The organism is Shewanella sp. 125m-1, from assembly GCF_052977065.1.
Map to the genome: position 1 here is coordinate 39870 of NZ_JBRILT010000007.1, position 21955 is coordinate 61824.

Below are 21955 nucleotides of genomic sequence, written 5' to 3' on the forward strand. Positions count from 1 at the left end.
TGAGTAACGATAGCAATGGTAAAGGGTTTGGCGGCATACTAAAAACGCCCCTCCCCCAAAAATATAAAACACAAAAAGCCAATACAGCAAATCAATACAAAACCAATACAAAGACTTAAGTAACAAAAGCCAAGCCAGATTTTCAATCGCGACTTCGGCTTCTACAATCAAATAGCACGACAACTTGATGAGTCACTCAGTGCGTAAAACTCATCCAAAGACAGCAAACTTGCTACAGCAGAGCTAAAGATGGGGGGGGTTATCAGCTTGCTCAATGCCCATACATTTTATCGAAATTGGGGATTTTCTGTTCCCATATTGGCACCTCTTCTCCAATGATAGCTTTGAGCGTGTTAATAAATAATTTAGTTTTAATTGGGGCGTCTCGGTGCGGATACACGGCATAAAACGTACCGAGATCATTTAAATGTAGCTCAGTCATAATAGGAACAAGCTTCTGCTCTAGAATTTCGTTCTCAATCATCTGCGCAGTAACAACTGCCAGCATATTGCCCGCGACAGCCGTTTTGGTGATCATTTCAACATCGTTAACTTTATAAACCACATTCAATTGCAGCTGCTTAGTTTCGTTGTTGGCATCAAGATAGGAGAACTTATCAATCAGCAGCCCAGGCGCTGCGTAAACTGCAGCGGGTAAAGCTTCTAGTTGTTCAAGCGTCTTTATTTCGCCGTGTTTTTTGATGAACTCAGGAGCCGCCACAATCAATAATCGGTTTCGTGCAATCTTTCTGGTAATAAGGTTTGAGTCTTTTGGTTTGCCGATACGAAAGCCAATATCAAACCCCTCTGCAACCATATCGATGAGTCTATCTTCTAAACGCAGTTCAATATCAACATCTGGATATTGTTGCTGAAAAACCAACACTGCTTGCTGTACATGTTGTCGACCAAACAGAGTCGAACTCGTGATCCGTAATACGCCTTTGGGTTCAGAATGATAATACTGTGCCAATCGATGGGAGTCATTTAACAGCATGCGCAATGATTTTGCTTGGGCCACCATCTCATGACCCACTGCGGTTAAAGAGAGCGATCGTGTGGTGCGATTTAGCAAATGTACGCCAAGTTCATGCTCTAGCCGGCTGATTTGTTTCGAGATAACAGATCTATCGACATTTCTTTGTTCTGCCACCTTACTAAATGAGCCCAGTTCAGCGACTTCAAGCAGTAGTAATAATCGACTTGGAAAATCCATACAGCCTCTTTGTTGCATTTTTGGCACCAATAAGGTGCCAGTTTACGCATTTTTCTTAGCTTATAACAACCTTATAGTAGCTACACTTTAACGGCTTAAACAAACTGAGCCACTAAATCCATGAGGAAGACATTATGAGCAAGTTAGCAATTAGCCACAGCGAAGGCATAGCAACGGTTAGCATCAATAATCCACCATCGAATGTAATCACCAGTGATTTGATCAATGAAGTTAACGCCTTTGTTTTATCGTTAAAATATGATCGTGATACCAAAATAGTGGTGTTTAAGTCACTCCATCCACTGTTCTTTTTAGCTCACTTGGACTTGCATGTGATCAACGGTACGCCCGCAGGGCAAGCTGCATCGATTGAGTTTAATCACATGATCACCAACATTAAAGCCATGAAGCAGCTTTCAGTTGCTGTGGTGGATGGCGTCGCTCGTGGCGGTGGAGACGAATTTGTGATGGCCTGTGATTTGGCTTATGCGACAGAAAATGCTGTATTTGCTCAACCTGAAATCCATGTGAATATCCCAACGGGTGGCCAAGGCGCGGTGCAGTATGCTCGCAGAATGGGTAAAAACAAAGCACTGCAGGCCTTATTACTAGGTAATGACTTCACCGCTCAACAAGCTGAAGCGTTAAATATCATTACTCAGTACGTTCCCAAGGCCGAAATAGATGGCTTCTTAGCCCAGCTGCTTGGTGTTATTAGCCAATTAGAAATTCGTAATATTGTGATGTACAAAGAGATCATCGCGGCATCGATAATAGATGAAGATGCTGGCGCCGAGCTAGAGCTACGCTATTTTCTAGAGCGCGCAAAAGAGAATAAAACACAAGCCATCATAGATGCATTTATCAAACATGGTGGACAAACAGACCGCGAAGCAAAAGATATTCAAGGGATCTTTGTCGATACGGCTGCAGAGCTTGCCAAGTAGTTCAGCGGCTAGAAGCTCATCTGTATGGGCAGCGATAAACAAACCTATGGCTGCCATATTATCTAAATTTTGAATTGCTAAAAAACGTTATTAAATAATTGGATGACCGTAAACCGGTTAAGTAAAGGTAAAAGTGAGATACGAAGGTAATATTTATCGTCCACCATTAGAGGCGGACGCTTACATACTGCAATGCACGATTGGCTGTTCCTACAATAAATGCACCTATTGCTCTATGTACAAAGACGTGCGCTACCGAGCAAGGTCTATCGATGAACTGATAGAAGATATTCAGATGGCAAAACGTGCTTTTGGCGCCAATATTAACAAGATAGAAAAAGTATTCCTAAGTGATGGTGATGCAATTTCACTGCCCACCAACATGCTATTAGACATACTGGCAGAGCTGTACGCTGCATTTCCAAACTTAAGCCATGTCAGTACTTATGCTGGCCCACAAAGTACACTGAGTAAGACTCAAGAAGAGTTAACACAATTAAGGCAAGCTGGACTCACTATGACCTATTTAGGAGTTGAATCCGGTTCAGATGAAGTACTCAGTACGATTCGTAAGGGCGTTAGCGCTGAAGAGATGCTTGTCGCAGGCCGTAATATTGTTGCTTCAGGCATCAAACTTGTCGCAATGGTAATGATTGGTATCGGAGGCCGTGGTGACATATCGCAGACTCACATAAAGGAAACTGCGAAATTAATCAATCAGATGAAACCTTATCTGCTGGGCACATTAACCACTGTTGCCATTGAGGGCACTGCTTTATGTAGGCAAGTTGCCAAAGGTGAGTTCAATTTGCTCGATCCTTATGAAGTACTAGAAGAGATGAAGATGTTGCTGGAACATATTGAGTTACCAGACCTAAATATTGATGGTACTCATGCATCTAATTTATTACCAATAAAAGGCATATTTAAAGATGACAAACTTGACATGCTAGCATCTATAAATAAGTACTTAATCAACAAAGATGAAAGTTTAATTGGTAAAGCTTACGTTGGCCGATTTTAACGTCAGAGATTTTAAAGACAGAGATTTTAAAGTCAAAGTAATACCTATTCGACATAAAAAAGGGCTTTATAATCAGCCCTTTTTTGTTATTAATTCAATCACTCATTAATCTCTATCAACTCGCATATTTGTGAGAAATGGGATCGGTAATCACAATGGTGTCACCTCGTAGCATGTAGTTGCCTCCATGCAAGTCCATTACCCCATGGTCATCAATAAAGCTTAGCACCTCAAACAAGGTTTTCAGTAGCTCTTCATATTCGTCAATGATGTTATCTTCAATCACCACAGGCTTGCGCTCTGCGGAATTCATATAGAAATGCGAACGTGGCTCTTGGATCTGCTCAACAAACTCATCGACGCTTTGGACCTCATCGGTAAAAGGCTTCTGTGGATCGGCAAATGGCAATGTCATTGTGCGCAAGGTGCCCCAAAGCTTGCCAAAGTCATCATCGTGAAAATGGCTGGGACGGGTAGGCTCTGTACCATCATCGGTGATGTCTTCTAGTCGCTCAAGCACATAAAAGCGCACTACGCGGCCACTGCTTAATTCAACGGTATCTTCACGATGGATGGTGGGAACATGGGGATTATCTTGATTTTCTGGGCGCATACACCAGCGAGCAAACAGGTAGTAGCCATCAATCTTACTGTTGCACAGTTTGACGACTTTGTCTGGCTCTCCAGGCACTTCGTACACCTCGGCGTAGATACCGGAGGCAATTAAATCAAGGTCAGTAAACCGCTCAAGATATATCGATATATCATCAACCCGATGGATCTCCTCTGCGGTCGCTAACGCTTTAATCTCTTTAATCGCATCAAGGTAAGGTTCCATCGGTTAAGCCACCATTTACAGCAAGAAAAATTTAGAACAACGGCAATGACTAACACGCAAACACCAGCAAGCGATACCAACATCGCCCCTAGCTATGCCCTAATGTGTCAGACAATATATCAACAAAACAAATATTGAATGCTCATAAGTTCACCACTAACCATTATCTCGCAGCTTTGGGTAGGTTTGCAACCACCGCTTATTTTTCACTCGTTGTTCAAACAAAGCACGCTTTGCTTTAGGGTTGTGTTGCAACGACAGATCAAACAGGTACTCAGGTTCAAACGGGCTATGTAAACTTATTTCTGCTTGCCCTAATGAATATGTTGATGCTGTTGATTTTGCTGCGGATATTGATGTTGATACTAATAATGATAACGGATTTGATGTTAATTGGCAGCTCACCCCAACAGCCGTTTGCTTTTCAGGCCAATAGCTCATGGCATCAAGGCTTGATGTATATCCTTTATGCTGGTTACGCAGGTGCATTCTCGCTTGGTTTTTAACTGACCATGGGTACATAGGCGCGATTCGGCTTAGCTCAGCTTCAATTGCAGTATCCTTATCAACGGATAAGTCACTGGGATCAAAATAAATCAGGTCGATATCATTGAGCGGGCTGTGTAAGCTATGTAATTTGTCCCACACCAAATTTCGGACAAAACCTGCCGCTAGCATCCAATCGTTTAGCTTAAGCTGCTCGGCAATTAGCAAAGCATTGAGCCGGTATTCATCTTCAAGTAACCAGAGCTTTATTTGCGTTTCAACGTCTATTTTAATGGTCAAAAGTTTTTCTCAACAAAGGCTTAATAACTGTCATTTCAGTGCTTCCCCCTCATTTGGGTCAATTGGTATTATTAACCGCATCAGCCTATTTTAGGCAATAAAAAAGGAGCCTTAGCTCCTTTTTCTGTGAGGTTGATTTATGGGGCTGGCACCGCTTTCATCAACACCTCGGTGGTGTACTTATTATTGTTAATCACAGGGTAACGATCGTAAGTTTGGAAAATTACCTTCCCCTGATATTGGATCATCGCAACTACGCCATAATGAATACTGTCGTCGATGGTATCTGCTGGCAGTAAAAACTTAAATGGTACAGGTGCTCTGACAATATCAAAGCTCTTTTGCGCCACAATAACACCAGGTGTATCTAGGTCTATAATCGCAATCGTAATCGAACTACCTTGCGGTAAGGCTAACTTTTCAAGATAACCTGCAGCGCCATTGACGACCACTGGCGGCTTTTCTTGAACGGTCACGCACGCGGTTAATACCAACATACACAGCAGTACGAGACTCTTCTTCATTAATGACATCATGTTACTCATCCTATGTTACTCAAATTATGCTTAGGCTTTCTTTGTCATACGGATAAGGCCTTCTTGTGTGGCTGACGCCACCAACTCACCTTGCTGATTAAAAAATTGGCCTCTTACAAAGCCTCTACCACCACTGGCATTAGGGCTGTCAATGCTATAGAGCAACCACTGACTTAAATCAAATGGGCGGTGGAACCACATAGCGTGATCTATGGTCGCCATGCGCATACCAGGCGTCAAAAATGAGACCCCATGTGGCTGGGCTGCGGTCACTAAGAAATTAAAGTCTGATGCATAAGCGAGCAGATAATCGTGGACACAGAAATTATCAGGTACGGTGCCGTTTGCACGGATCCACACATGACGAATAGGTTCAGATGCTTTAGGCGCAATCGGGTCACTTGGGTTAACTAAGCGCATCTCAATCGGAGTGTCCGCCATAAACTTTTCAAGCACTCTCGAGGGCACTTTATCGCGCAGCGTCATCGCTAATTCTTGTTGGTTAAGCAAGCCTTCAGGGCCTGCAACATCTGGCATTATCGCTTGATGTTCATAGCCCTCTTCATGAGTTTGAAACGAACATGTCATGTAAAAGATTGGCCGACCTTTTTGAATAGCTTTGACTCTGCGTGCGCTAAAACTGCCACCATCACGCATGATTTCGACATCATAAACGATGGGGAGCTTTTCATCACCGGCACGCAAAAAATAAGAATGTAAAGAATGCACCTTACGATCTGAACACACAGTCTGTTTCGCGGCGCTTAAGGCTTGTCCCATAACTTGCCCACCAAAGACATGTCCAAAACCTAAATCTTGGCTTTGTCCACGAAACAACCCTTCTTCAATCTTCTCTAAAGAAAGTAATGCTAATAGATCATCTAATACTTGGCTCATTTCAACCTAAACACTCAGCTAATTATGGCCATAAGCTTAACTCAAGATCCCCTAACCTAGCCAGCTTTATGCAGTCGCTCAGCTAAACGTCGGCTAATTGGCAACCAGATGAATAACACAAGATGCATACGTAAAATACCGCATCATTCATGCCATTAACCAAAGAGGGTTCAAGTCTTAGTATGCTCATACGATAGCTTGAGCTTTTTAGATTACTTTAATTGAATATGACGCTGATTAGCCGCAGCCTTTGCCCAAGCAAGCACTTGGGCTTCTCCACTTCGATGGGCTGCTACCGGTTGTGCCATATAAATATCAGACCAGCGCTCAGTGATCACCTCAGGGGTGCATTCTTCGGCATTAAAACGGCTCGGAGAAAACTCAACCAGTGCTGCATGGCTAATGCCGCCCGCAGCAGCCAACAAGTGCTGACCAGATGGACACTTAGAGCTACACAAGTACAACATGGTTGCTGTAACTGTAGTTTTTGAAAATAGGGGCTTTACTGTGGGCGCTAGGTGAGCCGCTGTCATTGATGTGACCGCATGGGGAATAATACTATTGACTGCGATACCGTGCTCTGCGCCCTCTAGGTGAAGGCTATTAACCAAACCCATCACCGCCATTTTGCTCGCGCTGAAACTGGTTTCATACATATCACCATATACAGCACTGGCACTACTCATGACCACACGGCCATAACTTTGGCGCTTCATCAGAGGCCAAACGGCTTTAGTCATGTAGAAGGTACCGTTAAGATCGACATCGAGCTGGTGCTTCCAGTTAGACTGACTCATCTGCTCAAAAGCACAAGGTTGATGTATACCGGCATTATTAATTAAAATATCGACTCGACCCCAGCTTTGCACCACATCATTAAGCATTGTGTCTATGTCGTCGGTACGAGTCACATCCAATATAAACGATTTAAACTCTCCACCTAGGGCTGTAATGGCTTCGCCACAGATTTTAAGCCCCGAATCAGGCTCCAAGTTTAACATCTCGCTGGAGCTAACATCCCTTGTTTGACTCGTTTCGTTATCAACCAAAACGACTCGTGCTCCTCGCTCAGCTAGGGCTATCGCATAGGCTCTTCCTAAGCCTGATGCCGCGCCTGTCACTATCGCGACTTGTCCCTCAAAACGCATAGTTTTCGACCTCTAAACAAATTTGTTCATTACAAATGTAGTCGTTGACTGCTAAGACAGCAGTATCATCTCTACAGCGAGGATTAAAGCGATAATTCTTGAGTTCACTCTAGGGATATAATATTGCATACACTCCTGCCTAACAGATGTGCGCTAGTTCAAAATTATTCAATCCTCCAAACTGAAAAAGGATAATGCTGAGCAATTTGTTAAGCTGACCACTTTTAGGCTCATAAAATCCACTTTTTACAACTTGTTAAATTTGCTATGCTATGCCAACTTTTTTTACCTTTATGTCAACTTTCTTTGACGTAAACCTCTGTAAGTAAATATAACCATGAATCCTTGGATACTTGCCATCCGCCCTCGCACCTTGCCTGCGGCGATTGGACCACTGCTGGTTGGTAACGTACTCGCATTGCAACTTGAGCAATTCAGCTTTTTCATTGCTGTTATTTCAATGCTCTGTGCTCTGCTATTACAAATTGCTGTCAACTTGGCTAATGACTATTTTGACTTTAAAAGTGGCGTCGATACTGAAGAACGTGTGGGCCCAGTTCGTGTCACCCAAAGTGGCATGTTAAGCCCAAAGGCTGTGCGCAATGCGATGACCTTATGTTTGGTACTGGCGTTACTTGTTGGCTCTGTGCTTATCTACCATGGCGGTCTACCGATTGCTTTCTTAGCGGCAGCTGCGATACTTGGCGCCCTTGGCTATAGCGGCGGCCCCTACCCACTGGCTTCCCATGGTTTAGGTGAAGTTGCCGCATTTGTATTTTTCGGCCTTGTTGCAGTTGTCGGCAGTTACTTTCTGCAAGCCGGTGAAACGGCAACCAGCGCATGGCTACTTGGCAGTGCCATCGGCTTTCTAAATGCAGCGATTATGCTAGTGAATAATACTCGCGATATGGAAACTGATCTCAAAGCAGGTAAAAAGACCCTCGCGGTTCGTATGGGTCTAGAACAATCTCGCATCTTCTACCAAAGCTTCTTGTATCTGCCATTTGCGATCATTATTGCAGGCTTCTTTATGGGAGCGCTGCCAGGTTTACCCGTACTGTTAGCTGGACTGGCATTTATTATGGCAAGAACCTTAACGCGTGACTTTAATGACGTCACTGGCGCTGCGTTAAATCCATTACTTGGGCGCACTGCTAAGCTCACTATGATTTTCAGCGCATTATTCAGTCTCGGTCTTCTGGCCGATATTTGGATGGCTTAGCTTAAAGCGTTATCGCCACAGCTAGAAACTAAAAAGCCTATCGATTGATAGGCTTTTTAGTTTCAGCGACACAGAAGCGGTTACACCTTATGCAAGCTGCGATCGCCGCTCCAGTTTAAGTGGTATTTCTCACCCGCTGGCTTGTCTGTTCGTTCAAAAGTGTGAGCACCAAAATAATCTCGCTGCCCTTGCAGTAAACTCGCCGGTAAAGTTTCACTACGGTAGCTGTCGTAATAAGCAAGCGCCGAGCTGATACATGGCGCAGGAATACCACTCATCACTGCCGTCGATACAGCCAAGCGCCAATCATTTTGTTTTTCTGACAGCGCGGTTGCAAACGTCTCGGCCATTAACAGGTTCTCAAGCTCACTATCATGCTGATAGGCCTGAGTGATCGACTGCAAGAAGGTGGCACGGATAATACAGCCCGCTCGCCAAATTTTTGCAATTTCAGCAAAATCTAACTGCCAAGCTTGCTCTTTAGCCTGCATCGCCATCAACTGAAAACCTTGGGCGTAACAAGACACTTTTGCACAATAGAGCGCATTTTCAAGCTGGTCGATAAATGTCTGCTTTTCACCGCGGTTAATCGTGGCTAAAAGCACTTCGCTTGGCCCTGATAATACTTGGCTAAGTTGCTGCCTTTGCGCTTTTTGAGTACTGACTGCACGGGCATAAACCGCTTCAGCAATAGTGGGAGCTGGGCAGCCAATTTGTAAACTGCTGACCGCAGTCCAAAGACCCGTGCCTTTTTGGCCAGCCTTATCTAAAATCAAATCAACCAGTGGCGCGCCGGTTAATGGGTCTGCTTGTTTGAGCACATCGGCGCTGATCTGCATTAAGTAGCTATTTAAACTGCCTTGATCCCAGCGCTCAAACACATCCGCTACTTCACTTGGGCTTAATCCTAAACCTTGATTCAGTAATTGATATGCTTCGCAAATGAGCTGCATATCAGCATATTCAATGCCGTTATGCACCATTTTGACGTAATGACCAGAACCCGCAGGCCCAATATAAGTAGTACAAGGTTCGCCTTCTTTGACCGGGTTGCCCGGCTCAAAGCGTTCGATAGGTAAACCTGTTTTAGCATCGACTTTGGCGGCGATGGCTTGCCAAATTGGCTCTATTCTCTTCCAGGCAGTTAAACTGCCGCTTGGCATCAATGATGGACCAAAACGTGCACCGACTTCACCGCCAGAAACCGCGCAGCTAAAAAATTGAAAATCATTAGCGTAACGCTGCTCGCGCTCAACCGTATCGGTCCAAAGGCTATTGCCCGTATCGATAACGATATCATCGGCCTCAATACCAGCTTCAATTAATGACTGGCACACACCATCGACCGGAGCACCCGCAGGAACAGACAAAACGAGTACACGCGGCTTATCTAATTTAGATAACATTTCAGAAAGATTGTTACAGGCTTCGATACGGGGTTCAGTTATCTGCTTGAGGTATTGTTTACGTTCGAGTTCTTCTTGCTTAACAGTGTCTTGCACCTTGATATTATCAAGGTCAAATACTGCGACGCGATATTGATTATCCGCTATATTGAGCGCAAGGTTCTTACCCATTACCCCTAAGCCAATCACACCGATATCATAGAGCTGATTTTGGTTATTCATGTCGATTAATTCCGTAGGTCACAGAGGATTACCCATCTATTATTTTGTATAAGCAACAATCGCACCCATTGCTTATTGAGATGACAGGTTTAATTTTGTTGGCGATTATACAGACTTTGGTAACTTAATTACCAGATAAAGCCAAATGCGTTAACATTTATACATTAATCGTGAACAATGAATTTAGTTCAAAAACGAAAAAAACTGAAACCTAAGTTTCAGCTTTTTTCTGCATTTGCAGGTTAATGCCTATCAGTATAAGACCCATCAGCAAGCATCATTCCCCTGACGGCATAAATGCCGACCTACACAAGATCCAGCGATAGCGGCTCAATAGCTTTGTCTTCGCTTTCCTCGCTGCTAGGACTTGCTTTTCCTAGAACCTTCTTTATACATGCGCATCGGCATAGCCCATACGTGTCAGGGTGTTACGAACGATATCTAAGGTTGCAGGATCTTCTATGGTCGCCGGTACATTGTAACTTTGATTATCGGCAATATTACGCATGGTGCCACGCAAAATTTTACCGCTACGGGTTTTAGGCAGTTTTTGCACCGCACTCACTAGCCTAAACGAGGCCACAGGCCCTATCTCTTGACGCACTAAACTCATGAGCTGGTGATTTAAGTCATCATCATTAAGCGTTACACCTTTTTTAAGTACCACTAGTCCTAACGGCACTTGGCCTTTTAAGGGATCTTTAACCCCTATCACCGCCGCTTCAGCAACAGCATCATGCTGGCACAGAACCTCTTCAAAGCGCCCCGTTGACAGTCGATGCCCAGCCACATTAATAATGTCGTCGATGCGGCTCATTATATATAAGTAGCCCTCTTTATCTTTATAGCCCGCATCTCCCGTTAAGTAATAACCGGGGTACATTGACAGATAACTGTCTTTATAACGCTGCTCGTTTTGCCACAAGGTCGTTAACGTTCCCGGTGGCAGCGGCAGTTTAATCACCACATTACCGGATTCATTCGCCTCGACCTCATCGCCCATCACATCAACCACATCAATTTGATAACCGGGCACCGCTAATGCAGGAGAGCCCGCCTTGACCTCGACAGGCGCATATCCCATCAAGTTTGCCGCTACAGGCCAGCCAGTTTCCGTTTGCCACCAATGGTCAATCACAGGCTTTTTAAGCTTGTCTTCAGTCCAGTGCAAGGTATCTGGGTCGCAGCGCTCGCCCGCTAAGAACACATTTCTCAAGCAACTTAAGTCTATGCCCTGTAAATAGTCACCATTGGGGTCATCACGTTTAATCGCCCTAATCGCTGTCGGAGCTGTAAAGAAGCTTTTCACCTTGTATTTAGCAATCGTTCGCCAAAATGCACCAGGGTCCGGCGTACCAATGGGTTTACCTTCATACAAGATACTTGTCGCCCCGACTAATAATGGACCATAGACAATATAGGAGTGACCAACAACCCAGCCGACATCCGATGCGGCCCAAAAAGCATCACCTGCATTAATGTCATAGATGTGCTTCATCGACCAAGCAAGTGCCACCGCATGGCCGCCGTTGTCGCGTACCACGCCTTTTGGTTGGCCTGTGGTGCCTGATGTATACAAAATATAAAGCGGGTCGGTAGCGTCTAAGGGTTGGCAATCGATATTAGGCGCTGCAGCCACCGCTGCCTGCCAATCAATATCTCGATCAGGTTTCAACTCGGCTTCAAGCTGACCTCGGTTTAATATCAAGCAATGGTCGACTTTATGGCTGGCTTGATCTAACGCTGCATCGAGTAGCGGTTTATATGGGATAACCCCTGATGGCTCAATACCGCAAGATGCTGAAAGAATTAGTTTTGGTTTAGCATCATTAATACGGGTCGCAAGTTCATTAGCCGCAAAGCCACCAAACACTACTGAATGAATTGCGCCAATACGTGCGCAGGCTAGCATAGCAAATGCCGTTTCTGGCACCATTGGCATATAAATCACCACTCGGTCGCCCTTTTTCACACCAATAGAGTCCATGTAACCTGCGAGTCGACTCACTTGCGCCTGTAACTCTCTATAAGAGATCCCATATTCAGTGTCAGTTACAGGGCTCACATATTGCAGCGCAATTTGTGAACCTCGACCCGCTGCAACATGTCTATCTACTGCGTTATAACAAGTGTTGAGTTTGCCGCCTTTAAACCAGTGGTAAAATGGCGCCTCACTGTCATCTAGTACGCTATCCCAAGGGGAAAACCAATCGATTTGGCTGGCAGCTTCTGCCCAAAATATCTCTGGTTGGTTAATTGATTTAGCATGTAATTGCTTATTCTTATCTTTCACAATACTGACTCCAGTTTGCTAGATCTCGGTAACATATTGCATCGCTAGCGAGCGTTTTTCGTCCATTTATTACTTAACCGCATTATGCTCTGACGATTACAAAATCCCCATTAGACCTTAGAATGAGTAGGTGAAATACGCAAAAACACTGCTAACAAAAACCACGAGAATGACACAACTCACTGTTTAAAAGGAATAAATATACAACTCCACGCGTAAAGCTATAAGCCCTATAGCGGTAAATTTAACCTAGTGGCAACCCCGATTGACATTAAAACAAGGGTATCTAACAGGTGTAAACTTTACCTTTACGTAAACTTCATATATCGTGCAATTAATGTAAACAATTATGGTGTTATTTGATGGTAGAGAAGCAGCTCCCACAAACGACATACTCAATCAGTGATCTCTCTAAAGAGTTTGATATCACGACTCGTAGTATTCGTTTTTATGAAGACCAAGGTCTTTTAAAACCAAAGCGCCGTGGTCAAACACGGATCTACAGCCTTAAAGATAGAGTGAGATTGAAGCTTATCTTACGCGGTAAACGGTTAGGCTTTTCATTGGCTGAAACCAGACGTTTATTTGAACTGTACGATGCCGACAAGAATAGCAGTAGTCAGCTACATACCATGCTAGAGCTCGTTGAAGATAAAAAGGTTTCACTTCAACAACAGATGGACGACATCAAAGTCGTACTGATGGAGCTTAATTCGGCTGAACAACAATGCCGCGATGCACTCGAACACAACGCCCAGTAATGGGCTTTTATTTTGCAATGACATTATCTGCAATTGCCATTAATAGAGTAACCCAATAATTATATTAAAATTTCCAAGTATCACGGCATAGATCAGTGAACTTGACTAAACAACATTTGACAGGACACAAGCACATGACTCAACTCTACTCATCTCTAAATTTTGGCCTCGGTGAAGAAGTCGATATGCTGCGCGACGCAGTGCAAAGCTTCGCAGCCAACGAAATCGCACCAATCGCCGCCAAAACAGATCTCGATAACGCTTTTCCTAATGAGCTTTGGCCTGTACTTGGCGATATGGGGCTGCTCGGCGTGACGGTATCTGAAGAGTATGGGGGAGCTGAAATGGGCTACTTGGCCCACGTGGTCGCTATGGAGGAGATCTCGCGCGCTTCAGCATCTATTGGTCTTAGCTACGGCGCGCACTCCAACCTATGTGTTAACCAAATTAACCGCAACGGTAATAGCGAACAAAAAGCCAAGTACTTACCCAAGCTCATCACAGGTGAACACATTGGCGCCCTTGCGATGAGTGAGCCCAATGCGGGATCTGATGTTGTATCAATGAAACTACACGCCCGCAAAGAGGGTGACAGATACATACTCAACGGCAACAAAATGTGGATCACCAACGGTCCTGATGCTCATACCTATGTTATCTATGCCAAAACCGATCTCGATAAAGGTGCCCACGGCATTACGGCATTTATTGTTGAGCGCGGCTCTAAAGGCTTTAGCACGGCGCAGAAGCTAGACAAACTCGGTATGCGCGGCTCAAACACCTGTGAATTGGTATTTGAAGATTGTGAAGTACCAGAAGAGAACATTCTTGGTGGCCTCAACAACGGCGTTAAAGTCTTGATGAGCGGACTTGATTACGAACGCGTGGTGCTGTCTGGTGGCCCGCTTGGGATCATGACAGCCTGTATGGATATCGTCGTGCCTTATATTCACGAGCGTGAGCAATTTGGTAAATCGATTGGTCAATTCCAGCTAGTACAGGGCAAGCTTGCCGATATGTACACCGGCATGAACGCTGCCAAATCTTATATCTACAACGTCGCGAAATCTTGTGATCGCGGCGAAACCACCCGTAAAGATGCAGCAGGTGCAATCCTTTATTCTGCAGAACTTGCCACCAAGATGGCCCTAGATGCCATTCAGCTTCTTGGCGGTAACGGTTATGTCAATGAATACGCCACTGGTCGCTTATTGCGTGATGCCAAGCTGTATGAAATCGGTGCGGGTACCTCTGAAATTCGCCGTATGCTAATTGGCCGTGAGCTATTTAACGAATCAAAGTAATGCTTATGCTCGATATCACGGGTTTATAGCAAAGCATAAGGGCGGTTAGCCGCCTCACTCTTCCAGCTTCAAAAGGATTGAAATTGTGACGCAACTTAGCAGTCGTATTAATACACGTAGCGATGAGTTTAAAGCTAAATTTGATGACATGGCTACAGTGGTTCAAGACTTAAAACTAAAACTACATCAGATTGAGCAAGGCGGCGGAGAAGTCGCCCGTAGCCGTCACCTTTCTCGTGGCAAACTGCTTCCGCGTCAGCGGGTAGAAAAACTGCTGGATCCGGGCTCTCCTTTTCTAGAAATTTCTCAATTTGCCGCCTTTGAGCTTTATGAAGATGTAGTGCCTGCAGCGGGTGTCATCGCAGGTATTGGCCGCGTAAGTGGCGTTGAATGCATGATTATCGCCAACGATGCCACAGTAAAGGGTGGCACCTATTACCCCGTTACCGTTAAAAAGCATCTACGCGCCCAAGATATTGCCAGTCGTTGCCACCTACCTTGTATTTATCTCGTGGACTCTGGCGGCGCGAACCTGCCCCGCCAAGATGAAGTCTTTCCAGATAGAGACCATTTCGGGCGAATTTTCTATAACCAAGCGCAGATGTCAGCCAAAGGCATTCCGCAAATCGCAGTGGTAATGGGGCTTTGCACCGCAGGCGGTGCATATGTGCCCGCCATGGCCGATGAGTCAATCATCGTTAAAGAACAAGGCACCATTTTCTTGGCAGGTCCTCCGCTAGTTAAAGCCGCAACCGGTGAAGAAGTCACAGCAGAGGAGCTAGGCGGCGCTGAAGTGCACACCAAAATTTCGGGCGTGGCGGATCATATGGCGCAAAACGATGAACACGCGCTAGAGCTTGCCCGTAAAGCGGTGACTCGCCTTAATCATCAAAAACAAATTACTGCTCAGCTTAGCCCAGTAAAACCACCTAAATTTGATATCAATGAGCTTTACGGCATCGTAGGCACTGATCTTAAAAAGCCGTTCGATGTAAAAGAGGTGATTGCTCGCCTTGTCGATGACTCAGACTTTGATGAGTTTAAAGCCAATTACGGCAATACCTTAGTGTGTGGCTTTGCCCGCATTCATGGCTATCCGGTAGGGATTGTGGCCAATAACGGCATCTTATTCTCGGAGTCTGCGCAAAAAGGCGCGCACTTTATTGAACTGTGTTGCCAACGCAAAATTCCACTCTTGTTCCTGCAAAATATCACCGGTTTTATGGTGGGTAAAAAATACGAACATGAAGGCATAGCAAAACACGGCGCAAAAATGGTGACTGCGGTGTCTTGCGCTAACGTACCTAAATTTACCGTCATTATTGGCGGTAGCTACGGCGCGGGTAATTACGGCATGTGTGGCCGTGCATTTGAGCCCACTATGATGTGGATGTGGCCCAATGCCCGCATATCCGTAATGGGTGGAGAACAAGCCGCGGGCGTATTAGCAACGGTTAAACGTGACGGGCTGGCACGTAAGGGCCTTGAGTGGTCTGATGATGAAGAACAAGCATTCCGTAAACCCATTGTTGAGCAATACGATAAAGAAGGTCATCCTTATCATGCCAGCGCCCGCTTATGGGACGATGGGATTATCGATCCGGTTCAAACCCGTGATGTAGTTGGTTTAGCGCTTTCAGCCGCGCTAAATGCTCCAATTGAAGACACTAAGTTTGGTGTATTTCGCATGTAATGGCAGTTTGCCATTTAAGCCAAAAACCATCGACTCAGACAATAAAATGGACCAACAATAATGAATACATCAGTCACCACAGACACCGAACAACTGACCGAGCAATTAGCATATGTAAACTGCTCAGTCGATGGAGGCGTGGCGCAAATGGTGCTCGACCGCAGCGATAAGCATAACGCCTTTGATGAAGTGATGATTAAGGAAATGATCACAGTACTTGAACACTTCGCCGTCAATCCAAAGTGCCAAGTATTAGTGCTTAAAGCCAACGGTAAAAACTTCAGCGCTGGCGCCGACCTTAACTGGATGCGCAAGCAAGCCAAGATGGATTTTGAGCAGAACTTAGCTGACGCCAACGAGCTGGCAAAACTGATGTCAGTACTCGATAAATTTCCTAAACCCACGATTGCACTCGTACAAGGGGCAGCCTTTGGCGGTGCACTCGGGCTTATTTGCTGCAGCGATATCGCCATTGCCAATGAGCGTGCTAGCTTTTGCTTGAGTGAAGTCAAACTGGGTTTAATTCCTGCAGTGATTAGCCCTTATGTCACTCGCGCGATGGGCCAACGCGCTGCGCGCCGTTACATGCTCACCGCTGAGCGGTTCAATGCGCAAAAAGCACTTGAGCTACAGATCATCCATGAGATTAATGACGAACTCGATGCGGCCGCCCCCCCCATCATTGAATCACTACTGAGTAACAGTCCACAGGGTATGGCCTGGGCTAAGGCGCTACTTTCCACCCTAGAAAATGGCGTTATCGATCAAACAACGTTAGATCGCACTAGCGAGCGGATCGCCCGTATTCGTGTTTCAGATGAAGGGCAAGAAGGCCTTAATGCCTTCTTTGAAAAACGCCCCCCTCAATGGCCAACAATCGCAGACTTTAACGTTGCTACTAAAAAAAATAATAACGCCAGCGGGCAAGGAGCCAAATAATATGTTTACTAAACTGCTAATTGCCAATCGCGGCGAAATTGCTTGCCGCATCATCAGCACCGCAAAAGCTATGGGCGTGCGCACAGTAGCCTTATATTCAGATGCAGATATCAATGCACGCCATGTTGCCATGGCTGATGAAGCCTTTTACTTAGGCGGCAGTGCCCCGGCAGACTCATATCTAAAAGGCGATCTTATTATCGACATCGCCAAAATATCTGGCGCTCAAGCGATTCACCCAGGTTATGGTTTTTTATCAGAAAATGCCGAGTTCGCACTAAAATGCGAGAAAGCTAATATCGCCTTTGTCGGCCCAAGTGCAGCAGCCATTGACTCTATGGGCAGCAAAAGTGCCGCTAAAGATATTATGGGCGCCGCCAATGTACCGCTGGTCCCTGGTTATCACGGCGATGCGCAAGAGGATGACTTGCTGGTTTCTGAGGCCAATAAAATGGGCTTTCCTTTACTGATAAAAGCGGCCTTTGGCGGCGGTGGTAAAGGTATGCGCATTGTTGAAAGTAGCAGTGAGGTACTTGCAGCGATTAACTCAGCCAGACGTGAAGCCATTAGCTCTTTTGGTAACGATAAACTCTTGATGGAACGCTACCTGCGTCAGCCGCGCCATGTTGAAGTGCAAGTCTTTGCCGACAGCCATGGTAACTGTATCTACCTGTCTGATCGTGACTGCTCAATTCAACGTCGTCATCAAAAAGTCGTCGAAGAAGCCCCCGCTCCAGGTTTAAGTGATGCGCTCAGAATCAACATGGGCGAAGCGGCGGTTGCCGCAGCCAAAGCGATTGATTATGAAGGCGCCGGCACCGTCGAGTTTTTACTTGATACCGACGACAGCTTTTACTTTATGGAGATGAATACTCGCCTTCAAGTAGAGCATCCAGTCACAGAGTTAGTCACAGGCCAAGACTTAGTTAAATGGCAATTAATGGTTGCCAGTGGCAGTGAGTTGCCACTTAAACAAGATGAAGTGCGAATTGAAGGCCATGCCTTTGAGGTGCGCATTTACGCCGAAGATCCGCACAATGACTTTCTACCCGCTAGCGGAAAACTCAATTTTTTACGCGAACCTAAGCAAAGCCAATTTGTGCGTATCGACTCCGGCGTGCGTGAAAACGATGTGATCAGTAACTTTTACGACCCGATGATCTCCAAGCTAATCACTTGGGATGAATCACGCCCTCGCGCGCTGCAACGTTTAGTACACGCCTTAGATGACTATCAAATCAGTGGCCTTAAACACAATATTGAATTTTTAGCCAATATTGCCAAGCACACGGCATTTAAGGATGCCAACTTTAGCACCGACTTTATCGAGCGCTATGGCGATTCACTGTTAACACCAGCAGCGGACTCTAATAACAGCAATGTAGCATTAAGTTTAGCGGCGCTTTATCAGTTATGTGCCCGTAAACAGCAAGCACAATTAGCAGCTAACGCTAGCCATGATCCCTACTCACCTTGGCATCAAAATAATGGCTTTAGGTTAAATAGTGCCAGTCAGCATCAAGTGGCGTTGTTAGATGATAACCATGAGATTAACCACCTTGATTTAATCGAGACCCAAATCGCAGGTCAGTCGCAATATCAGCTACAGCTTGATGACTGCCTAATCACCCTTACTGGCGCATTAGTCGCTGAGACGCTGCATGCTGAGATCAGCCTGCAAAAACTCGATAATGAAAACACAGAGCAAACGTTTAGTAAGAGTCGTTGCGATAAAGCTAACGGACATAAAATCAGCCTTCCAGTGAGCCAAGTAGGCGATGACTTTACCCTGTTTATCGACTCAAAAAGCTATCACTACCGCGCACTGCTATCAGAAGTCATCGAAGAACAAGATAATCTTGAAGATAAACTAAAAGCGCCAATGAACGGCACCATTGTGACTCAACTTGTCGCTGTGGGTGATAGCGTCAAAGCCGGCCAAGGCATCATGGTGATGGAAGCCATGAAGATGGAATACACAATAGAAAGCCCATTTGACGGCATCGTCAGTGCGTTTTTCTTCGAAGCAGGTGAACTGGTCAGCGATGGCATGTTACTCGCCGAAGTTGAAGCAGAAGTAAACCCTGAAAAGGAAGAGGCCGGATGAAGATGACTAATGTAATAAACGCCATTGAATCCCCGTTTGACGGCATTGTCAGCGCATTTTTCTTTGAGGCTGGTGAACTGGTTAGCGACGGTATGTTACTCGCTGAGGTTGAAGCTACCGAAGTTGAATCAGCTAAAACTGAGGAAAGTGCATAAATGGCTTCCTACCCACATCAAGTCAGTATCTTTGAAGTCGGCGCCCGCGATGGGCTGCAAAATGAAAAGCCGGTCACCACTCAAGAAAAAATAGTACTTATTGAAGATTTAGCCGCTGCGGGTATTAAACGTATCGAAGCGGCTAGCTTTGTATCACCTAAATGGGTGCCGCAGATGGCAGACTCTGGTGATGTGCTTAAGGGCATAGCACGAAAGACAGGCGTTACCTACAGCGCTCTGACACCCAATTTAAAAGGCTTGGAACTTGCGCTTGACGCTGACGCCGATGAAGTTGCCATTTTTGGCTCAGCTTCAGAAAGCTTTAGCCAAAAGAACATCAACTGTTCAATTGCTGAGTCTATCGAGCGCTTCAGGCCAGTTATGGAGCTGGCTAAAGCGAGAAACGTGCCTGTTCGCGGTTACGTATCTTGCACCTTAGGCTGCCCATATGAAGGTGATATTGCGGTTAGCGAAGTCGCACGTGTGTCTGAATTACTTTACAAAATGGGCTGCTATGAGATTTCTCTTGGCGACACCATTGGTGTTGGCACACCGCTTAATGCCCGTAGAATGGTTGCAGCGGTGGCGAAAGCCGTACCTGTAGACAAACTGGCATTACATTTCCATGATACCTACGGCCAAGCGCTAGCCAACATTCTGGCCTGCTTAGAAACCGGCGTCAGTGTGATTGATTCATCGGTCGCGGGCCTTGGCGGATGCCCTTACGCTAAGGGTGCTTCAGGTAACTTAGCCACTGAAGACTTAGTATATATGCTGCATGGGCTTGGCATAGAAACCGGAATAGACCTAACTAAACTGGTTGATGCTGGTAACAAGATAAGCCTCGCCCTTGGCCGCCAGTCTGGATCGAAAGTGGCTAGAGCGATTAGCGAATAAAAAGAAGGTTCTAGGTTCTAGGTTCTAGGTTCTAGGTTCTAGGTTCTAGGTTCTAGGTTCTAGGTTCTAGCATCGGACAGAATAAGGAGATAACAGTAATGGCAGGACTAAATAGAGAGCTAAATCAACAGCCAAATAAAGGGCTAAATAAAGTCGTCAGCAGTTACGAAGAAGCGCTCGCTGGCCTAAGCAATGATATGACCGTCATGGTCGGTGGTTTCGGTTTATGCGGCATACCTGAAGGCTTAATCGCACAAATGGTGAAAATGGGTGTCACTGGACTTACCGCGATCTCAAATAATGCTGGCGTAGACGACTTTGGTTTAGGCCTACTATTAAAAAGCCGTCAAATCGATACCATGATCGCCTCATATGTGGGTGAAAACGCCACCTTCGAGCAGCAGATGTTATCCGGCGAGCTTAACGTTATCTTGACGCCACAAGGCACCTTGGCTGAAAAAATTCGCGCAGGCGGGGCTGGTATTCCAGCATTCTTTACCGCCACAGGCTACGGTACGCCCGTGGCAGAAGGTAAAGAAACCCGTGAAATAGATGGTCGTCACTATGTATTAGAGCCTGCACTAAAAGCGGATTTCGCGCTTGTTCGCGCTTGGAAAGCCGACACCATGGGTAACTTAGTTTTCCGCAAAACCGCCGCCAACTTTAACCCTATGATGGCAACCGCTGGCAAGATAACAGTGGTAGAAGCTGAGCATATTGTTGAGCCTGGTGAACTTGACCCTGACCATATCCATACCCCGGGTATTTACGTCAACCGCGTTATTCAAGGTAAGTTTGAAAAACGCATTGAGCAACGCACGGTCAAACCTGACTCGGGTTCAAAAACTGAATCAGACACCAAAGCATAAGGAGGCAACACCATGGCATTATCAAGAGAACAACTGGCGCAACGTGTTGCTAAAGAGCTGCAAGATGGCTTTTACGTCAACTTAGGTATTGGGATCCCCACCTTAGTGGCCAACTATATTCCTGAGGGCATAGACGTGATGCTGCAATCAGAAAATGGTTTATTAGGTATGGGAGAGTTCCCTACCGAAGAAACCATTGATGCTGACCTTATCAACGCTGGTAAGCAAACGGTTACCGCTGTGGATGGCGCGTCATTCTTTTCATCAAGCGAAAGCTTTGCCATGATCCGCGGAGGCCATGTGGATCTCACTGTACTGGGCGCATTTGAAGTGGACGAGCAAGGCTCTATCGCCTCTTGGATGATCCCAGGAAAACTGATTAAAGGCATGGGCGGCGCGATGGATTTGGTCGCTGGCGCTGACAATATTATCGTCACCATGATGCACGCCGATAAAAAAGGTAACTCTAAGCTACTGACTAAATGCGAGCTACCACTTACCGGCTATGGCTGCATCAAGCGGGTATTAACCGATTTAGCTTTTTTAGAAATCAAAGACGGCGCCTTTCATCTGCTAGAGCGTGCACCGGGCGTATCGGTAGAGGAAATAGTTTCTAAAACAGCAGGTAAGCTTGTGGTTCCAGAGCATGTACCAGAGATGATTTTTTAACGGCTCATTTTCTAAAAAAATGTGCT

The 21955-nt window shown here is 45.6% G+C and carries 20 protein-coding genes; 12 read left to right on the top strand and 8 right to left on the bottom strand.

Going from position 1 to position 21955, the window contains the following annotated elements:
• Positions 1-271: 271 nt before the first annotated feature.
• Complete coding sequence (locus tag ACVBIK_RS05305) at positions 272-1216, bottom strand: LysR family transcriptional regulator (RefSeq protein ID WP_447169237.1); 945 nt, start codon at positions 1214-1216, stop codon at positions 272-274.
• A gap of 134 nt (positions 1217-1350) precedes the next feature.
• Between ACVBIK_RS05305 and ACVBIK_RS05310 the strand changes: the two genes are divergently transcribed.
• A complete protein-coding gene (locus ACVBIK_RS05310) occupies positions 1351-2163 on the top strand; it encodes an enoyl-CoA hydratase/isomerase family protein (RefSeq protein ID WP_447169238.1) in 813 nt (270 codons plus the stop codon).
• Between the two features lie 133 nt (positions 2164-2296).
• A complete protein-coding gene (locus ACVBIK_RS05315) occupies positions 2297-3187 on the top strand; it encodes a radical SAM protein (protein WP_447162321.1) in 891 nt (296 codons plus the stop codon).
• A gap of 115 nt (positions 3188-3302) precedes the next feature.
• On the opposite strand, the gene ACVBIK_RS05320 is transcribed toward ACVBIK_RS05315, so the two are convergent.
• From ACVBIK_RS05320 to ACVBIK_RS05340, 5 genes are all read right to left on the bottom strand, one after another.
• Positions 3303-4025, bottom strand: a complete 723-nt coding sequence (locus ACVBIK_RS05320) for a hypothetical protein (RefSeq protein ID WP_447163571.1) — start codon at positions 4023-4025, stop codon at positions 3303-3305.
• Positions 4026-4181: 156 nt separating this feature from the next.
• Positions 4182-4811, bottom strand: a complete 630-nt coding sequence (locus tag ACVBIK_RS05325; protein ID WP_447169239.1) for a nucleotidyltransferase family protein — start codon at positions 4809-4811, stop codon at positions 4182-4184.
• Between the two features lie 137 nt (positions 4812-4948).
• Positions 4949-5347: a YbaY family lipoprotein gene (locus ACVBIK_RS05330; RefSeq protein ID WP_447160520.1), complete on the bottom strand. Its 399-nt coding sequence runs from the start codon at positions 5345-5347 to the stop codon at positions 4949-4951.
• A 30-nt stretch (positions 5348-5377) separates the two neighbouring features.
• Positions 5378-6244 carry an acyl-CoA thioesterase II gene (gene tesB, locus ACVBIK_RS05335; RefSeq protein WP_447160521.1) on the bottom strand — a complete coding sequence of 289 codons (867 nt, stop codon included), beginning with the start codon at positions 6242-6244 and terminating at the stop codon, positions 5378-5380.
• A 212-nt stretch (positions 6245-6456) separates the two neighbouring features.
• Positions 6457-7392, bottom strand: coding sequence for an SDR family NAD(P)-dependent oxidoreductase (locus ACVBIK_RS05340; protein ID WP_447169240.1), 936 nt, complete (start codon positions 7390-7392; stop codon positions 6457-6459).
• Between the two features lie 337 nt (positions 7393-7729).
• Here ACVBIK_RS05340 and ACVBIK_RS05345 point away from each other — a divergent pair, with 337 nt between their 5' ends.
• Positions 7730-8614, top strand: coding sequence for a 1,4-dihydroxy-2-naphthoate polyprenyltransferase (locus tag ACVBIK_RS05345; RefSeq protein WP_447160523.1), 885 nt, complete (start codon positions 7730-7732; stop codon positions 8612-8614).
• An 80-nt stretch (positions 8615-8694) separates the two neighbouring features.
• Here ACVBIK_RS05345 and gndA read toward each other — a convergent pair whose 3' ends face one another.
• Both gndA and ACVBIK_RS05355 read right to left on the bottom strand, forming a co-directional pair.
• Positions 8695-10242: an NADP-dependent phosphogluconate dehydrogenase gene (gndA, locus tag ACVBIK_RS05350; RefSeq protein WP_447160524.1), complete on the bottom strand. Its 1548-nt coding sequence runs from the start codon at positions 10240-10242 to the stop codon at positions 8695-8697.
• Positions 10243-10630: 388 nt separating this feature from the next.
• Complete coding sequence (locus tag ACVBIK_RS05355; protein WP_447160525.1) at positions 10631-12535, bottom strand: propionyl-CoA synthetase; 1905 nt, start codon at positions 12533-12535, stop codon at positions 10631-10633.
• 362 nt (positions 12536-12897) lie between these two features.
• Here ACVBIK_RS05355 and ACVBIK_RS05360 point away from each other — a divergent pair, with 362 nt between their 5' ends.
• The 9 genes from ACVBIK_RS05360 (at position 12898) to ACVBIK_RS05400 (ending at position 21929) form a co-directional block, all read left to right on the top strand.
• Complete coding sequence (locus ACVBIK_RS05360; RefSeq protein ID WP_447160526.1) at positions 12898-13296, top strand: MerR family transcriptional regulator; 399 nt, start codon at positions 12898-12900, stop codon at positions 13294-13296.
• A gap of 134 nt (positions 13297-13430) precedes the next feature.
• Complete coding sequence (locus ACVBIK_RS05365; protein WP_447160527.1) at positions 13431-14600, top strand: isovaleryl-CoA dehydrogenase; 1170 nt, start codon at positions 13431-13433, stop codon at positions 14598-14600.
• Between the two features lie 85 nt (positions 14601-14685).
• The gene (locus ACVBIK_RS05370; RefSeq protein ID WP_447160528.1) at positions 14686-16293 is read left to right on the top strand and encodes a carboxyl transferase domain-containing protein; all 1608 of its coding nucleotides are present in this window, start codon (positions 14686-14688) and stop codon (positions 16291-16293) included.
• Between the two features lie 60 nt (positions 16294-16353).
• Complete coding sequence (locus ACVBIK_RS05375) at positions 16354-17232, top strand: enoyl-CoA hydratase-related protein (protein WP_447169241.1); 879 nt, start codon at positions 16354-16356, stop codon at positions 17230-17232.
• A gap of 1 nt (position 17233) precedes the next feature.
• A complete protein-coding gene (locus tag ACVBIK_RS05380; RefSeq protein ID WP_447169242.1) occupies positions 17234-19339 on the top strand; it encodes an ATP-binding protein in 2106 nt (701 codons plus the stop codon).
• Positions 19336-19494: a 3-methylcrotonyl-CoA carboxylase gene (locus ACVBIK_RS05385; RefSeq protein ID WP_447169243.1), complete on the top strand. Its 159-nt coding sequence runs from the start codon at positions 19336-19338 to the stop codon at positions 19492-19494. The genes ACVBIK_RS05380 and ACVBIK_RS05385 overlap by 4 nt, the downstream gene beginning before the upstream one ends.
• Complete coding sequence (locus ACVBIK_RS05390) at positions 19495-20391, top strand: hydroxymethylglutaryl-CoA lyase (RefSeq protein WP_447169244.1); 897 nt, start codon at positions 19495-19497, stop codon at positions 20389-20391.
• Positions 20392-20489: 98 nt separating this feature from the next.
• Positions 20490-21260, top strand: coding sequence for a CoA transferase subunit A (locus tag ACVBIK_RS05395; RefSeq protein WP_447160533.1), 771 nt, complete (start codon positions 20490-20492; stop codon positions 21258-21260).
• Positions 21261-21272: 12 nt separating this feature from the next.
• A complete protein-coding gene (locus ACVBIK_RS05400) occupies positions 21273-21929 on the top strand; it encodes a 3-oxoacid CoA-transferase subunit B (protein WP_447160534.1) in 657 nt (218 codons plus the stop codon).
• Positions 21930-21955 lie beyond the last annotated feature (26 nt).

Bases quoted from the DNA above. Each gene is read 5' to 3' on its own strand.
- ACVBIK_RS05305 (WP_447169237.1), bottom strand. From the start codon at position 1,216: ATGGATTTTCCAAGTCGATTATTACTACTGCTTGAAGTCGCTGAACTG.
- ACVBIK_RS05310 (WP_447169238.1), top strand. From the start codon at position 1,351: ATGAGCAAGTTAGCAATTAGCCACAGCGAAGGCATAGCAACGGTTAGC.
- ACVBIK_RS05320 (WP_447163571.1), bottom strand. From the start codon at position 4,025: ATGGAACCTTACCTTGATGCGATTAAAGAGATTAAAGCGTTAGCGACC.
- ACVBIK_RS05330 (WP_447160520.1), bottom strand. From the start codon at position 5,347: ATGATGTCATTAATGAAGAAGAGTCTCGTACTGCTGTGTATGTTGGTA.
- tesB (WP_447160521.1), bottom strand. From the start codon at position 6,244: ATGAGCCAAGTATTAGATGATCTATTAGCATTACTTTCTTTAGAGAAG.
- ACVBIK_RS05340 (WP_447169240.1), bottom strand. From the start codon at position 7,392: ATGCGTTTTGAGGGACAAGTCGCGATAGTGACAGGCGCGGCATCAGGC.
- ACVBIK_RS05345 (WP_447160523.1), top strand. From the start codon at position 7,730: ATGAATCCTTGGATACTTGCCATCCGCCCTCGCACCTTGCCTGCGGCG.
- gndA (WP_447160524.1), bottom strand. From the start codon at position 10,242: ATGAATAACCAAAATCAGCTCTATGATATCGGTGTGATTGGCTTAGGG.
- ACVBIK_RS05360 (WP_447160526.1), top strand. From the start codon at position 12,898: ATGGTAGAGAAGCAGCTCCCACAAACGACATACTCAATCAGTGATCTC.
- ACVBIK_RS05365 (WP_447160527.1), top strand. From the start codon at position 13,431: ATGACTCAACTCTACTCATCTCTAAATTTTGGCCTCGGTGAAGAAGTC.
- ACVBIK_RS05375 (WP_447169241.1), top strand. From the start codon at position 16,354: ATGAATACATCAGTCACCACAGACACCGAACAACTGACCGAGCAATTA.
- ACVBIK_RS05380 (WP_447169242.1), top strand. From the start codon at position 17,234: ATGTTTACTAAACTGCTAATTGCCAATCGCGGCGAAATTGCTTGCCGC.
- ACVBIK_RS05385 (WP_447169243.1), top strand. From the start codon at position 19,336: ATGAAGATGACTAATGTAATAAACGCCATTGAATCCCCGTTTGACGGC.
- ACVBIK_RS05390 (WP_447169244.1), top strand. From the start codon at position 19,495: ATGGCTTCCTACCCACATCAAGTCAGTATCTTTGAAGTCGGCGCCCGC.
- ACVBIK_RS05395 (WP_447160533.1), top strand. From the start codon at position 20,490: ATGGCAGGACTAAATAGAGAGCTAAATCAACAGCCAAATAAAGGGCTA.
- ACVBIK_RS05400 (WP_447160534.1), top strand. From the start codon at position 21,273: ATGGCATTATCAAGAGAACAACTGGCGCAACGTGTTGCTAAAGAGCTG.